The organism is Enterobacter cloacae complex sp. 6730903, assembly GCF_048283985.1.
Lineage (GTDB): Bacteria > Pseudomonadota > Gammaproteobacteria > Enterobacterales > Enterobacteriaceae > Enterobacter > Enterobacter hormaechei_C.
The window spans coordinates 14315-28753 of the sequence record NZ_JBLVXX010000022.1; the positions used below are offsets into that span (position 1 = coordinate 14315).

At 54.1% G+C, this 14439-nt stretch carries 15 protein-coding genes and 2 tRNA genes; 8 read left to right on the forward strand and 9 right to left on the reverse strand.

Features of this window, described 5'->3' with window-relative positions:
• The first annotated feature begins 15 nt into the window (after nt 1–15).
• The 4 genes from csgD to csgG are packed head-to-tail and all read left to right on the forward strand — an operon-like array spanning nt 16 to nt 2363.
• The gene (gene csgD, locus ACNQ0W_RS13295) at nt 16–666 is read left to right on the forward strand and encodes a biofilm master transcriptional regulator CsgD (protein ID WP_006809293.1); all 651 of its coding nucleotides are present in this window, start codon (nt 16–18) and stop codon (nt 664–666) included.
• Between the two features lie 4 nt (nt 667–670).
• The gene (csgE, locus tag ACNQ0W_RS13300) at nt 671–1060 is read left to right on the forward strand and encodes a curli production assembly/transport protein CsgE (RefSeq protein WP_003858052.1); all 390 of its coding nucleotides are present in this window, start codon (nt 671–673) and stop codon (nt 1058–1060) included.
• Nucleotides 1061–1086: 26 nt separating this feature from the next.
• Complete coding sequence (gene csgF, locus ACNQ0W_RS13305; RefSeq protein ID WP_062932052.1) at nt 1087–1503, forward strand: curli production assembly/transport protein CsgF; 417 nt, start codon at nt 1087–1089, stop codon at nt 1501–1503.
• 26 nt (nt 1504–1529) lie between these two features.
• The gene (gene csgG, locus ACNQ0W_RS13310; RefSeq protein WP_062932053.1) at nt 1530–2363 is read left to right on the forward strand and encodes a curli production assembly/transport protein CsgG; all 834 of its coding nucleotides are present in this window, start codon (nt 1530–1532) and stop codon (nt 2361–2363) included.
• Between the two features lie 43 nt (nt 2364–2406).
• Here the strand turns inward: csgG and ACNQ0W_RS13315 are convergent, their stop codons facing one another.
• From ACNQ0W_RS13315 to ghrA, 4 genes are all read right to left on the reverse strand, one after another.
• Nucleotides 2407–2889 (reverse strand): DUF1097 domain-containing protein, encoded by a 483-nt coding sequence (locus ACNQ0W_RS13315; RefSeq protein ID WP_074135656.1) that lies wholly within the window; start codon nt 2887–2889, stop codon nt 2407–2409.
• 96 nt (nt 2890–2985) lie between these two features.
• On the reverse strand, nt 2986–3540 hold the full coding sequence (locus ACNQ0W_RS13320; RefSeq protein ID WP_003858059.1) for a TorD/DmsD family molecular chaperone: 555 nt from the start codon (nt 3538–3540) through the stop codon (nt 2986–2988).
• Nucleotides 3541–3559: 19 nt separating this feature from the next.
• Nucleotides 3560–4297, reverse strand: a complete 738-nt coding sequence (locus tag ACNQ0W_RS13325; protein ID WP_003858061.1) for a phosphatase — start codon at nt 4295–4297, stop codon at nt 3560–3562.
• 84 nt (nt 4298–4381) lie between these two features.
• Nucleotides 4382–5320, reverse strand: a complete 939-nt coding sequence (gene ghrA, locus ACNQ0W_RS13330) for a glyoxylate/hydroxypyruvate reductase GhrA (protein ID WP_062932055.1) — start codon at nt 5318–5320, stop codon at nt 4382–4384.
• Nucleotides 5321–5549: 229 nt separating this feature from the next.
• On the opposite strand from ghrA, the gene ACNQ0W_RS13335 reads away from it, so the two are divergent.
• Nucleotides 5550–5637 (forward strand) — tRNA-Ser (locus ACNQ0W_RS13335).
• A gap of 125 nt (nt 5638–5762) precedes the next feature.
• On the opposite strand, the gene ACNQ0W_RS13340 is transcribed toward ACNQ0W_RS13335, so the two are convergent.
• Nucleotides 5763–6668 (reverse strand): LysR family transcriptional regulator, encoded by a 906-nt coding sequence (locus ACNQ0W_RS13340; protein ID WP_417933206.1) that lies wholly within the window; start codon nt 6666–6668, stop codon nt 5763–5765.
• 109 nt (nt 6669–6777) lie between these two features.
• Between ACNQ0W_RS13340 and ACNQ0W_RS13345 the strand changes: the two genes are divergently transcribed.
• From ACNQ0W_RS13345 to ACNQ0W_RS13355, 3 genes are all read left to right on the forward strand, one after another.
• Nucleotides 6778–7638: a pirin family protein gene (locus tag ACNQ0W_RS13345; protein ID WP_062932057.1), complete on the forward strand. Its 861-nt coding sequence runs from the start codon at nt 6778–6780 to the stop codon at nt 7636–7638.
• Between the two features lie 20 nt (nt 7639–7658).
• Nucleotides 7659–8336: an isochorismatase family protein gene (locus ACNQ0W_RS13350; RefSeq protein ID WP_003858068.1), complete on the forward strand. Its 678-nt coding sequence runs from the start codon at nt 7659–7661 to the stop codon at nt 8334–8336.
• Between the two features lie 137 nt (nt 8337–8473).
• Nucleotides 8474–8561 (forward strand) — tRNA-Ser (locus ACNQ0W_RS13355).
• A gap of 244 nt (nt 8562–8805) precedes the next feature.
• Here ACNQ0W_RS13355 and ACNQ0W_RS13360 read toward each other — a convergent pair.
• From ACNQ0W_RS13360 to efeO, 4 genes are all read right to left on the reverse strand, one after another.
• Nucleotides 8806–10311, reverse strand: a complete 1506-nt coding sequence (locus ACNQ0W_RS13360) for an alanine/glycine:cation symporter family protein (RefSeq protein ID WP_062932058.1) — start codon at nt 10309–10311, stop codon at nt 8806–8808.
• Nucleotides 10312–10730: 419 nt separating this feature from the next.
• On the reverse strand, nt 10731–11522 hold the full coding sequence (gene phoH, locus ACNQ0W_RS13365; protein ID WP_169802588.1) for a phosphate starvation-inducible protein PhoH: 792 nt from the start codon (nt 11520–11522) through the stop codon (nt 10731–10733).
• A 501-nt stretch (nt 11523–12023) separates the two neighbouring features.
• Entirely contained in the window at nt 12024–13307 is a 1284-nt protein-coding gene (gene efeB, locus ACNQ0W_RS13370; protein ID WP_062932060.1) for an iron uptake transporter deferrochelatase/peroxidase subunit, read from the reverse strand.
• Between the two features lie 3 nt (nt 13308–13310).
• Nucleotides 13311–14438, reverse strand: coding sequence for an iron uptake system protein EfeO (efeO, locus tag ACNQ0W_RS13375; RefSeq protein ID WP_062932061.1), 1128 nt, complete (start codon nt 14436–14438; stop codon nt 13311–13313).
• Between the last annotated feature and the right edge of the window lies 1 nt (nt 14439).

Consider the following 14439-nt stretch of genomic DNA (forward strand, 5'->3'; position numbering starts at 1 on the left):
ACGTGGGGTTTCATCATGTTTAATGAAGTCCATAGCTTACCCGGTCATACATTATTGTTGATCACAAAACCTTCCTTACAAGCGACAGCGTTATTGCAGCATTTAAAGCAATGCCTGTCCCTTAACGGGAAACTACATAATATTCAACGTTCTTTTGATGACATCGCTCCTGGCAGCATCATTCTTCTCGATATGATGGAAGCGGATAAAAAACTCATTCATTACTGGCAAGATAATTTAAGCAGGAAAAACAATAATATCCGCGTATTGTTATTAAATACGCCTGATGAGTATCCTTTCCGCGAAATTGAGAGCTGGCCGCATATTAACGGCGTATTTTACGTCACTGAAGAAGAAAACCGTGTCGTGGAAGGTTTGCAGGGCATATTGCGCGGGGAGTGTTATTTCTCGCAAAAACTGGCCAGCTACCTCATTACCCACTCCGGAAATTATCGCTATAACAGTTCAGAATCGGCCCTTCTGACGCACCGTGAGAAAGAGATCCTGAACAAACTGCGTATTGGTGCTTCAAATATTGAAATCGCCCGTTCGTTATTTATCAGCGAAAATACGGTTAAGACGCATCTTTATAATCTTTTCAAAAAGATAGCTGTTAAAAATCGCACGCAGGCGGTGTCGTGGGCAAACGATAACCTCAGGCGTTAATAGCATGAAACGCACCCTAAGTTGGATTGCCGCCGCAGGCATTATGCTTGCTGCCGGAAACCTTCAGGCTGTTGAGGTGGAAGTTCCCGGACTGTTGACCGACCACACCGTCACCTCTGTCGGACACGATTTTTATCGTGCCTTCAGCGATAAGTGGGAAAGCGATTATCCGGGTAACTTAACCATCAACGAACGGCCCAGTGCGCGGTGGGGAAGCTGGATCACAATAACCGCTAATCAGGACGTTATTTACCAGACTTTTTTATTCCCAACGAAAAGAGACTTCGATCAGAACGTCGCTTTCGCGCTGGCACAAACAGAAGAAGCTATTAACCGCCTACAGTTAGACAAAGCCCTTTTGAGCACAGGCGATTTAGCAAAAGATGAGTTCTAGCAACGACACCTATTTCGGAGGCTGTAATGCGTCTCGCACACACAGTGATTTCGTTAATGCTCATTGCGCCGTTGAGCTGGGCCGGAAATATGACATTCCAGTTCCGCAACCCTAATTTTGGCGGCAACCCGAATAACGGAGCCTTTATGCTTAACCAGGCTCAGGCTCAAAACTCCTATAAAGACCCCGGCTATGACGATGATTTCGGTATCGAGACCCCGTCAGCCCTGGACAATTTTACTCAGGCCATCCAGTCGCAAATATTAGGTGGCTTATTAACCAACATTAATACCGGAAAACCCGGCCGGATGGTCACTAACGACTTTATCGTCGATATTGCCAATAAAGACGGGCAGCTTCAGTTAAATGTGACTGACCGAAAAACCGGTAAAACGTCGACAATCCAGGTTTCTGGTTTGCAGACCAGTTCAACTGATTTCTAAACAACCCCGAAATAAGGACAATTATTATGCAGCGCTTATTTATTTTAGTTGCAGTGTGCTTATTAAGCGGTTGTTTAACTGCCCCGCCAAAAGAAGCCGCTAAACCCACCCTGATGCCCCGTGCCCAGAGCTATCGGGACCTGACGCATCTGCCGGTCCCAACCGGGAAGATATTCGTCTCGGTGTATAATATTCAGGATGAGACGGGTCAGTTCAAACCGTATCCGGCCAGTAACTTCTCGACGGCCGTACCGCAGAGCGCCACCGCGATGCTGGTTACCGCCCTGAAAGATTCTCGCTGGTTTATCCCGCTGGAACGTCAGGGGCTGCAAAACCTGCTTAACGAACGAAAAATCATTCGTGCCGCGCAGGAGAATGGTACCGTTGGCGTCAATAACCGCATGCCGCTACAGTCTCTCACCGCTGCCAATATCATGGTGGAAGGGTCGATTATCGGCTACGAAAGTAACGTGAAATCTGGCGGCGCGGGTGCGCGTTACTTTGGCATCGGGGCCGACACGCAGTATCAGCTGGATCAGATTGCCGTCAACCTGCGCGTGGTTAACGTGAGCACGGGTGAGATATTATCCTCCGTGACCACCAGCAAAACGATTCTCTCTTATGAAGTGCAGGCCGGGGTATTCCGCTTTATCGATTACCAGCGTCTGCTGGAGGGTGAAATTGGCTATACCTCTAACGAGCCGGTCATGCTGTGTCTGATGTCGGCCATCGAAACCGGCGTGATTTTCCTCATTAATGACGGTATCGATCGCGGCTTGTGGGATCTTCAGAATAAAAGTGATGTGAGTAATGCGGTGCTGGTGAAATACCGTGAGATGTCGGTGCCGCCAGAGTCATAATAGGCGGCGCATAAAAAAGGCGAGATTTACGTCTCGCCTTTTTTTATTTGCTTACCGCAGGAACGCTCTGGCTCTTCTCGCGCCGGGCCGCAAGCCAGAGACCGCTGTTCTTCATGGCGTAGCCAAACAGTAACCCCAGCATGAGCGAAGGGACCACCAGCTTCCAGTCCCCCTGCCCTGCAAAGGTCGCACAGGCACCCATGAACGTGCCGGGCACAAAGGACAACAGCAGATGTTTTGCCTGAACGCACATCAGGAAGGCCACCATACCGGTCATGACGTACCCCAGGATTTCCACATGCGGCGCCAGCGCGCTGCCTTTCATAATGACCAGCGCCCAGACCACGCCACTCAGTAACGTGCAGCCTGAAATAAAGAGCCCTTTGAGCCCCCCCTGCGGGCAGGCGAAATAGGCCGTGCAGCCAAGAAAACCGGCCCAGCTCAACAAGCCGAGAGATACCGCCACCCAACCCCAGAGGCCGGAGAGAATGCCAGTCGTGATTGCAATACAAAGTAATATGTTCATGGTGCGCATCTTAGCAGATGCGCACCATAGAAATGAGATCAGAAGCACATTACGTGCAAGTTGAAATGTATCGTTGCAGAATTTTTGTGATTCAAATCACTCTTCGTTCTCTTCTTCCAGCTCGTCCCACATGGCTGCGATAGCGTCACGCGTCAGCGGAGCCAGCGTTCTCCAGAACGGCGAAGTGGCGTGGGCTTCAACTTTACCCAGGAAGGTGCCAACCCACGGCAGCAGATACGTTTCGAACAGGGTTTCAATCGCCTCGTTCTCATCATCACCTGCATTATCTTCAATCCAGGAGGCCGCCAGCAGCAGGGTACCGATATGATCGGCAGGCATATCCGTCAGCGGCATGCCGCGTTCTGAAAGAAACGCCCGAACTTCCGCTTCGGTCGCACCTTCCTGCCAGGCAGAACGATACGGCGACACGCGACACTCCTCCCCCACAAACAGCGCGTTGTAATCCGTTGAAATCTGCTGCATATCGCAGCTTTTTTGCAAGCGTTCCAGCAACTCATCCTGTTCCAGCGGCCAGCTCTGCGCCAGTTTACCTTCACGAATCAGGGTAAACAGCGGAACCAGCAGCGGATCCTGCGGCTGGCGGTAATATAAGGTGCCCAGCACGCGGCAAAGGATGGAAAACTCATTCATGTTTTTATTCCGTTATTAATTAAAGATCGGCAAATTCATCAATCGGCGCCATGCCGCGCGACTCAAGGAAATCGAGCATACGACGCGGCGTGACGTTCAGGATCTGTTCTTCCGGGAAATTCACGTCCCGCAATATTTTCAGGCACTCGCTGAAATCACCCAGCGTGAAGGCCGTATGTGAATCAGAGCCCAGCGCCACCATGCCGCCCGCGTCACGCACGGCCGCCGCCACTTCGCGGCAGTTGGCTTCACTGCCCTTGCGCGAGTGAACAAAGGAGGAGTTGTTAATCTCCAGCGCCACGCGGTGCTTCGCTGCCGCCTGCGCCACGGCCTGAATATCAATTGGGTATTTCGGATTACCCGGGTGGCTGATAATGTGCACATTGCCGCTGGCAATAGTGGCAATCATCGCTGCGGTGTTGGTCTCTTTATCCTGGGGCGCAAAGACCGGCTCGTGGAAGCCGGCGAGGATCAGATCTAACGAGGTCAGCATCGGGCCGGTGCAGTCAATCTCACCGTCGGTGTTTTTGATGTTCGCTTCGATGCCGCGCAGTATCCCGATACCGTCCACCAGGCGTGGCCAGATACGCATATTCACAAAATGCCAGTAGTGCGGCGCATCCGCCATATCCGGACCGTGATCGGTTATCGCAAACAGTTTAATGCCTTTCAGCTTCGCCTGAGCGATATAATCATGGAGGTTACTGTAAGCGTGGGTACTGGCGACGGTGTGCATATGCAGGTCAACGGGATACATCTTTCTCTCCTCTGCGGTTTTTCCAAAGGATAGCAGTTATCAGCGGCGAATATTAGCAAAAACCCGGCGAACGCCGGGTTTCTCTCAGTAGCCTCGCTGTCTGTCGACCTGTCCGGTCACCGTGTTGCCCTTCTCTATTTCGCTGATGGTATGCGAGATGTACGCCACGGCCTCCGCCGGTCGCGTCACGGCCGCAATATGGGGCGTCATCGCCACGCGCGGATGTGCCCAGAGCGGGCTGTCTGTCGGCAGCGGTTCGCGGCTATACACGTCCAGCATTGCGCCTTTCAGTTTACCGCTATCCAGCGCTTTCAGCAGATCGTCTTCCACAACGTGTACCCCGCGCGCCAGGTTCATTAAGTAGCTGTCCTCTGCCAACTGGTTGAGGAGCGTGCCATTGATAATGCCGACCGTTTCCGCCGTATTCGGCAGCAGGTTAATGAGGACGCGAGTCCCTTTCAGGAACGCCGGGAGTTCGTCCGTTCCGGCAAAGCTCTCGACGCCTGGATAATCCTTACGGCTCCGGCTCCAGCAGCGCAGTGGGAAGCCCCACGGGGCGAGCGCTTCGGCGACTTTTGAGCCCAGTACACCCGCGCCGAGGATGCCGATGGTGAAATCTCCACGCTGATAATCCGGGAGCGGTTCCCAGTGGGATTGCTGTTTGAACGCCTGATAATCGTCGAAGCGGCGGAACCAGTGCAGCACCTGGCTCACGGCATATTCCTGCATCTGCTGCCCCATACCGGTATCTTCCAGACGAAACAGGGGAATATCCTCCGGCAGCATTTCAGGGTGTGCCTTCAGCTTACTGAGGATGGAATCCACACCCGCACCAAGAGCAAACACCGCCTTCAAACGGCGTCCCTGAAGCATTTCGACCGGGGGATGCCAGACCAGCGCGTAGTCGGCATGTTCATTATCGCCCTGTTTCCATTCGCGAACGCGTGCGCCAGGCAGTGCCGCCGTGAGCGCGTTAATCCAGTAAGCCGTATCAAAAGTGGGGTGATAGAAGATAATATCCATAGTCATTGCCTTTTATTGCGCTGTTTTATTTTCATTTTCAACTGGCTTGCCAGCATAACAAATTTATCGCTAAACCGCGTTGCTGATAAAAGAGGCGCATTTCGCACATTTCGGAATCAGGTTGCCTGAAGTTTGTCTAAACACGCTAAATTACTGAAAAAGTGGGTTGACGGCAGTACGGCTTTTCCTTACATTAGCGCCCGTCCCGACAACAACGGGATGACAATATGGTGAGGTGTCCGAGTGGCTGAAGGAGCACGCCTGGAAAGTGTGTATACGGCAACGTATCGGGGGTTCGAATCCCCCCCTCACCGCCATATTCAAGACGAGAGCTCGTACGAAAGTACGGGCTTTTTTCTTTTATATTCTCCGTAAGGGGGTTCAGTGCACTCCCTGCGCCCTTTATGTCGGGTGGCGCTACGCTTACCCGACCTACAAAAAGCTAGTCTTCAACCATCTTTGCATACTCTTCGGTGAGAAAATCCACCAGTGTCCTGACCGACGGCAGCAGGCCGCGCCGGGAAGGATACACCGCGTGGATCACTTCCCGTCTGGGTTCCCAGGCATTCAGCACCCGAACAAGTTCACCTGAAGCCAGCTGATCCTTCACCATCAAAATGGGCAGCTGTACCACGCCCACGCCCGCCATCGCCGCCTCCCGCAGCGCCAGCATGTCGGTAGTCACCAGACGCGGCGTGAAGTGAATTTCTGCCTTTGCGCCCTCCGGCCCGCTCAATTCCCACTTATGCAGGTGCTTGCCCGCCCCCATACTTAACCCCGGCCACTCGCTGAGTTCAGAGGGCACCGCCGGGTTGCCCATCCGTTCAATCAGTGCCGGCCCGGCAACCAGACAGTGCCCCCTGTCCGCCAGCACCCTTAATACTAAATCGCTGTCATCAAACGGGCGCGGACGAACGCGGATCGCCACATCCACCCCCTCCGCCACCAGATCGACCCGGCGGTTGGTGGCTTCAAGCTGGAGGTTGATCCCCGGATAGCGCGCCATAAACCGTGCCAGCATGGGCCCCACGTGAACGTGCAGCAAGGTGACAGGACAGGTGATCCGGACCATACCGCGCGGCTCAGCCTGTAAAGCAGCCACCGCCTCCTCCGCAGCTTCAGCCTCCACCAGCATGGCTTTACAGTGCTGATAGAACGTCTGCCCCACCTCCGTCACCGCAAACTGCCGCGTGGTACGTTGTATCAACCGAACGCCCAGGCGTTCTTCCAGCTGCGCAATCTGACGGCTCAGTTTCGACTTAGGCTGATCGAGCGCCCGCCCCGCCGCCGCAAAGCCGCCATGCTCCACCACCTTCACAAACCATACGAAATCATTGAGATCCTGCATACGCCTCCATTGTTCCATTTAAGGAACAGTGAATGTCATTTTTGCTATCTACCGGGATATTAACCCTGAATATAAGCTAATTCCATCAACAGGACATCAGGAGTTAATCATGAAAAACGTAACAGGCGTGTATACCGCACCTCGTCCGCACTGGGTCGGTGACGGTTTTCCGGTTCGTTCGATGTTTTCTTACCAGACGCACGGCGAGCCCCTGAGTCCGTTCCTGCTGCTGGACTACGCCGGACCGCATACCTTCCCGGCGGACGGCGCGAAACGCGGCGTGGGCGAGCATCCTCATCGCGGTTTTGAAACGGTGACCATCGTCTACTCAGGCGAAGTGGAGCATCGTGATTCCACCGGCAGAGGCGGCGTTATTGGCCCAGGCGACGTGCAGTGGATGACGGCAGGCGCAGGCATTTTGCACGAGGAGTTCCACTCCAGCGCGTTTTCGCAGAAAGGCGGTGAACTAAAAATGATGCAGCTGTGGGTCAACCTGCCCGCTAAAGACAAAATGGCGACGCCTGGCTACCAGAGCATCACTCAGGCGGATATCCCGGTGGTCACCCTGCCGGATAACAGCGGAACATTGCGCGTGATTGCTGGCCGCTTTGGAGAGGTAACCGGCCCGGCGCATACCTTCTCACCATTGAACGTGTGGGATCTCGCGCTGCACCAGGGTAACCACCTGACGCTTAATCAGCCCGAAGGCTGGAGCACGGCGCTGGTTGTCGTTGAAGGCAACGTGACGGTGAACGGCACCACGCCTGCCGGTGAGGCGCAACTGGTCGTGCTGAGTCAGAGCGGTGACAAACTGCATCTCGAAGCCAGCAGTGATGCCAAAGTGCTGCTGATGGCCGGGGAGCCGCTGAATGAACCCATCGTGGGCTATGGCCCGTTTGTTATGAACAGTAAAACCGAAATTGCCGAGGCTATTCGCGATTTCAATTCCGGCCGCTTTGGCCAAATCTAAACGTAATAAAGGAGCGCATTATGTCTACCCCTGCAAACTTCAACGGTGCACGTCCCGTTATTGACGTAAACGATGCCGTTATGCTGCTTATCGATCACCAGAGCGGGCTGTTCCAGACCGTAGGAGACATGCCAATGCCTGAGCTGCGCGCCCGTGCAGCGGCGCTGGCAAAAATCGCCTCGCTGGCGAAGATCCCGGTGATCACCACGGCGTCGGTTCCACAGGGACCGAACGGCCCGCTTATCCCGGAGATCCACGCCAACGCGCCGCACGCACAGTATGTGGCACGCAAGGGTGAGATCAACGCCTGGGATAACCCGGAGTTCGTGGCAGCGGTGAAAGCCACCGGGCGCAAAACGCTGATTATCGCGGGGACGATCACCAGCGTCTGCATGGCCTTCCCGTCTATCAGCGCGGTGGCGGACGGATATAAAGTGTTTGCGGTGATTGATGCCTCCGGCACCTACAGCAAAATGGCGCAGGAGATCACCCTGGCGCGCGTGGTGCAGGCAGGCGTGGTGCCAATGGACACGGCTGCTGTTGCTTCCGAAATTCAGCGCACGTGGAACCGTGAAGATGCGGGTGAATGGGCTGAGGTGTACACACACATCTTCCCGGCCTACCAGCTGCTGATCGAAAGCTACAGCAAAGCGCAGGACGTGGTGAAAAATAGCGAAGTGCTCGATTCGCAGCGTTAATCCTGCGCGCTGCGACATAAGCTGATTAAGGCTTAACCGAACAAGCACGAATGCTGAAAATCTGCTTGACCGTTTTAGCGCAACTCCCTATAGTAGCGCCCCGTTGCCCCCCAAGCGGTCAGGCAGCAAAACAATATGGTGAGGTGTCCGAGTGGCTGAAGGAGCACGCCTGGAAAGTGTGTATACGGCAACGTATCGGGGGTTCGAATCCCCCCCTCACCGCCATATTCAAGACAAGAGCTCGTACGAAAGTACGGGCTTTTTTCTTTTATATTCTCGTAAGGGGGGGATGAGAACCCCCGACCGGGGTTCGACAACTGGCGCAGCCAGTTGGACAGACTGAGAGCGTAGCGAACAGGCTGCCCGCAGGGCGAGCGAAGCGAGTCAATCCCCCCCGGTGCGACACGAGCTGCCTCACCTACAAAAAAAGAAAGCCCGTACAAAAGTACGGGCCTGTCTCAACCATTCCTCAGCTATTCAACTTCCCTACCGACTCCTTTCCTTCAGGAGATAAAACCTGCTCAGGCTGAGCACCCGCTTCATCCTTACGCTCCTCCAGCCAGTAATCCGCATTTTTAATCCCCAGCCGAACCGGGTCAAAGTGTGGATCCAGCCCCTGTGCATTCTGGATTTCATAATCCTTCAGGCTGGCAAACGCTTTTTTATGCAACAGAACGATGGCAATAATGTTGAGCCATGCCATCAGCCCTACGCCAATATCCCCTAATCCCCAGGCCAGATCCGCGGTGCGTACCGTGCCATATACCGTCGACGCCATCAGACACAGCTTGAGCAGGAACGTCAGCCACGGGCGATGAATCTTACGGTTGATGTAGGCGATATTCGTTTCAGCGATGTAGTAGTAAGCAATGATCGTGGTGAAGGCAAAGAAGAACAGCGCGATGGCAACAAAGTAATTACCGAAGCCCGGCATCATACTTTCCATTGCCGTCTGGACATATCCCGGTCCTGCGGCCACGCCTGCTATTCCGGTATAGAGCGCTGCGCCGTCGACGCCCTGCACGTTATACAGCCCGGTGATCAACAGCATAAACCCGGTCGCGGAGCAGACAAACAGCGTGTCGATGTACACGGAGAACGCCTGAACCAGCCCCTGTTTCACCGGATGGCTTACGGCCGCCGCCGAGGAGGCATGTGGCCCGGTACCCTGCGCCGCCTCGTTGGAATAGACGCCACGCTTCACGCCCCACATGATGGCCTGGCCCAGAATAGCGCCAAACCCAGCTTCAAGGCCAAAAGCACTTTTCCAGATCAGCAATATAACTGAAGGAAGCTGATCAATATTGATAGCGATAATCACGCACGCGACAATAATATAGCCGAGCGCCATAAACGGAACCACCATGCTGCTAAAGCTGGCAATCCTTTTTACGCCACCAAAAATAATAAAACTCAACAGCACAGCAAGTAACGCCGCCGTGACATTTGGGCTCAGACCAAAGGCAATATCCAGGCTCGCACCAATAGAGTTTGCCTGCACACCTGGCAGTAATAATCCGCAGGAGAAAATCGTTACGATGGCAAATAACCATGCGTACCACTTCACGCCTAACCCTTTCTCAATATAAAAGGCAGGGCCACCACGATATTCGCCGTTAATTTTCTCTTTATAAACCTGACCTAACGTGGATTCGACAAAAGCAGAGCTTGCCCCCAAAAATGCCACGATCCACATCCAGAAAAGCGCACCGGGTCCACCAAAGGTAATGGCGGTCGCTACACCGGCAATATTCCCTGTCCCCACGCGGCCCGCCAGCGTCATCGTCAGCGCCTGAAACGACGACACGCCTGCCTCGGTAGGACGCCCCTGAAACATCAGGGTAATCATAAGTTTTATATGCCGTAATTGTAGAAAGCGACTACGCAGCGAGAAATAGAGGCCGACACCCAGACATAAAAATATTAACGCCGGGCTCCAGATAACACCGTTAATTGCACTAACCAGTTCGTTCATGTATGACCCTTAGCGTGATGTTCCAGAGGAAACGATCCCCTGGCGAGTTTCTTTTTAGAATTTTGTCTGAACAAGTACGAAACATAGATAATTACCCAAAAGACACCAACTTAATTTTTACTGCTTAGTCATGTTCTGTGACAACATTCACGTTTAATTTTAAACCAATAATTAGCATGATCATTATATTCATCGATATTTTGTGGGTATTATAAATACATATCACATTTCCGTGATCTGTATAAAAAGCGTTCGCAGCAAATTAACAGTAATATTATTATTACCGCAAAACGGTGCGTAAATCCCGTTGAATGCTATAGGAAATAAATATGATTTAAAAAAAGCCACGCGTGCAGAGGGAATAAAGGAAGCTTCCCGGCATAACGCCGGGAAGTAATGACTTAAAATATGAAATGATCTTAGTCGGAGTACACTTCCAGCGTTCGTTGACATAGCGCTGAGCGCACACAGTCATCTTTGGTGAAGCGGACCATCCCTATCATCTCATCTTCCTCAAAACGTGACATGGCATCGCTCAGGCCGGACTTCACGCCCGACGGCAGGTCACATTGGGTAATATCGCCGTTGACGATAACCGTCACGTTCTCCCCGAGGCGCGTTAAAAACATCTTCATTTGCGCAGCGGTCACGTTCTGAGCCTCGTCAAGAATAACGACCGCATTTTCAAATGTACGTCCGCGCATATAGGCGAACGGCGCGATTTCCACCTTGCCAATCTCTGGTCGCAGGCAATACTGCATAAAGGAAGCGCCCAACCGCTTCACCAGCACGTCATAGACGGGCCTGAAGTACGGGGCAAACTTCTCGGAAATATCGCCGGGCAGGAAGCCCAGATCTTCATCCGCTTGCAGTACCGGACGGGTAACGATGATCCTTTCCACGTCCTTATGAATCAGCGCCTCCGCCGCTTTGGCGGCGCTGATCCAGGTTTTCCCGCATCCGGCTTCCCCGGTTGCAAAGATGAGCTGTTTACTCTCGATAGCATTCAGGTAGTGCGCCTGAGCTTCATTCCGCGCCACAATTGGCGATGCATCGCGGCTGTCCCGCGCCATGCCAATGGATTCTACGCCGCTCATCTGCACAAGCGAGGTGACCGATTCTTCTTCACGCTGTTTATGGCTACGTGAATCCCGTCTCAGCACACGTTTTGCTTCACGACGAGCTTTGATCACTGCTTTCTGTCTTCCCATGGATAGCACCTTGAGTTGTTGGTATTCATCACACGCGCCAGCATCGGCACGATTATGCGCACGAACATCAGAGGGTTGGCTTCCTTGTAAGCCATTGCTTGCATTACCGGATGACGATATACAACGGCTACGCGCACCGTTATGCACGTCGGTAGAAAAAGGTTCTTGAGGTGAATGAGAGAATTTGGTGGTGAGGAAATCGCTGCCGGAGTCTGAGCCTCCGCGCCGGATACTGCGGTTGATGTGTTTACCTTGTCCAGTACAGGACGCAACCATTCGCGATCTCCATAGTGAGTTAACATCACTGCCGGGAACTACCGCTGTCTTATCTTAAGTACATCAGGGATTATCATAAATGCAACATTTATTTTACCTGAATGCAACTTTTCAGACTGCCCCTACATGGAAAATCAGTCTTATATAGAAATATTACAGAAATATAACAATAAGATAGTCCCCCCGAAAAAATAATGTCCCTGCGAACTGTCGCAGGGACGATTATCAGGCTTCTATCAGACCCTGAGCGAGCCAGCCGTTCGCGTCACGCGCGCCGGGCAGGGCAAAGAAATAGCCGCCGCCGATGGGCTTGATATACTCCTCCAGCGCTTCGCCGTTGAGCCGTTTCTGCACGGTGAGGAATCCCTTCTCCAGATCGTGCTGATAGCAGACAAACAGCAGTCCCATATCAAGCTGACCGGAGTTGGTCACCCCCAGCGAGTAGCTGTAGCCCCTGCGCATCATCAGGCTGGATTGCGTCTCTTTGGTGCGAGGATTGGCGAGGCGAATATGGCTGTCCAGCGCGATGACATCCCCGTTCGGATCGCGGGCGTAGTCGGGTTCATCGTGCTCGTGCTTCATGCCGAGCGGTGCGCCGGTTTGCTTATCGCGACCGAAGATAGTTTGCTGCTCTTTCAGCGGCGTGCGGTCCCAGAACTCCACGTGGAACTGAATGATACGCACCGCCTGATAGCTGCCGCCCACCGCCCAGGCCGGTTCGCCCTGATCCGCCGTCACCCATACCACGTTCTTCATCAACGCGGTATTGCTGCTGTCCGGGTTGGCGGTGCCGTCTTTGAAGCCCAGCAGGTTGACCGGCGTCTCTTTCCCTTTACTGCGCGCGGCGTGGTCAGAGATAAAACCTTCCCGCTTCCAGCGCACGCTCAGCAGATCCGGGGTGTGTTTGATGATATCGCGCAGGGCGTGGATCACCGTATCCTGGGTATTGGCGCAGATCTGCAACAGCAGATCGCCGTGGCACAGCGCCGCGTCGAGAGAGTCATTCGGGAATCGCGTCATTTTTTGCAGCGCTTTCGGCTTCTGCTTCGCCAGTCCGTAGCGATCATCAAACAGCGATTCCCCCACCGACACGGTGATGGTCAGATTATCGGGAGCGATAAACGCCCCGAGGATCCCGGAATCCATCGGCGGCAGGCGCGGATTCGGTGTTTCCGGTGCCGGACCGCCCGCGGTAAGAAACGCAATGCGCGCCGTCAGCAGGCGGAACAGCCGCTCAAGGTCGGCCTTATCACTCGCCAGCGAATCGAAAGCCACCAGCATCATCGAGGCCTGCTGCGGCGTCAGGATCCCCGCCTGGTGCTCACCATAAAATGGCTGCGTTTCCATACGCGCATCCGGGGAGAGCGTGCCGGGGGCGCTTTGCGGTTTTGCCGCATGCGCCACCGGACAGCCGCCCGCCAGGGCAAACGCGCCGCCCAGCGCCCCTACCCCTTTTAACAACCGACGTCGGGAAGGTTCCGCCACGTCGTACTCGTCATGCTTGTTCATCGTTTAATCCAGACCCAGTACGCCACGCAGCAGGGAGAGATCTTCCGCCAGCGTCGTAATCGGGCCTTTCAGCGCGTTACGGTCTGCATCGGTCAGCTTGTCGTAGGTTTCGAACCCGTCTTTGGTGCGGTATTTCGCCAGGATAGCGTCAACTTTCTTAAAGTTGGCATCCACTTTCGCCAGCAGTTCGCCGTTCTCTTTTTGCAGCTGAGGCCGCAGCAGATCGACAATTTTCTGTGCGCCGTCGACGTTGGCCTGGAAGTCCCACAGGTCGGTGTGGCTGTAACGATCTTCTTCACCGCTGATTTTGCTCGCGGCCACTTCTTCAATCAGGCCCGCTGCACCACCCACCACTTTCGACGGCGGGAAGGCCAGCTCGCTGATGCGTTTTTGCAGCTCCAGCACGTCGCTGTTGAGCTGATCGGCGTATTTCTCCATCCCACTGGTGGAGTTATCGCCAAACAGGGCTTTTTCCAGACGGTGGAAACCAGTGAATTTTGGATCGGCGGCCTTCTGCTCGTAGTCGTCTTCGCGGGCGTCAATGCTGCCATCAAGGTCAGAGAACAGTTCGGCAATCGGCTCGATGCGCTCGTAGTGCTGACGGGTAGGCGCATACAGGGATTTCGCTTTTTCGATATCCCCCGCTTTCACCGCATCGGTAAAGGCTTTGGTGCCTGCCACCAGGTCCGCCGTCTCTTTGGTGACGTAGGCTTTATAGGCGGTAATGGCGTCGCCGAGGCTCAGCAGCGCCGTGCCTTTGGCCGCGTCCGCCGTCGCTGCGCCTTTGACGATCAGCTTACCTTTCGGGTTAGTCAGCAGGCCGCAGGTCATGTCATATTCCCCGGGCTGAAGATTTGCGGTCATCTTCTGGCTGAAGCCCGGCGCAATATTCTCGCGCTCTTCCACCACCATCACGCCTTTCAGGATTTCCCACTCCAGCGCCTTCTGGCTGTGGTTCTGAATAATAAACTGCGTTTTACCGCTGTTAACCGTGATGGTCATCGGCTCGCACTGTTTATCGTTGACGGTGACTTTTACCTGCGGAATATCTGCCGCCTGAGCGGTGAAGGCAGACACGAACAGCGCGGCAATGCCTGCGCATAACGCACTACGACGGAACTGAATGGCCATG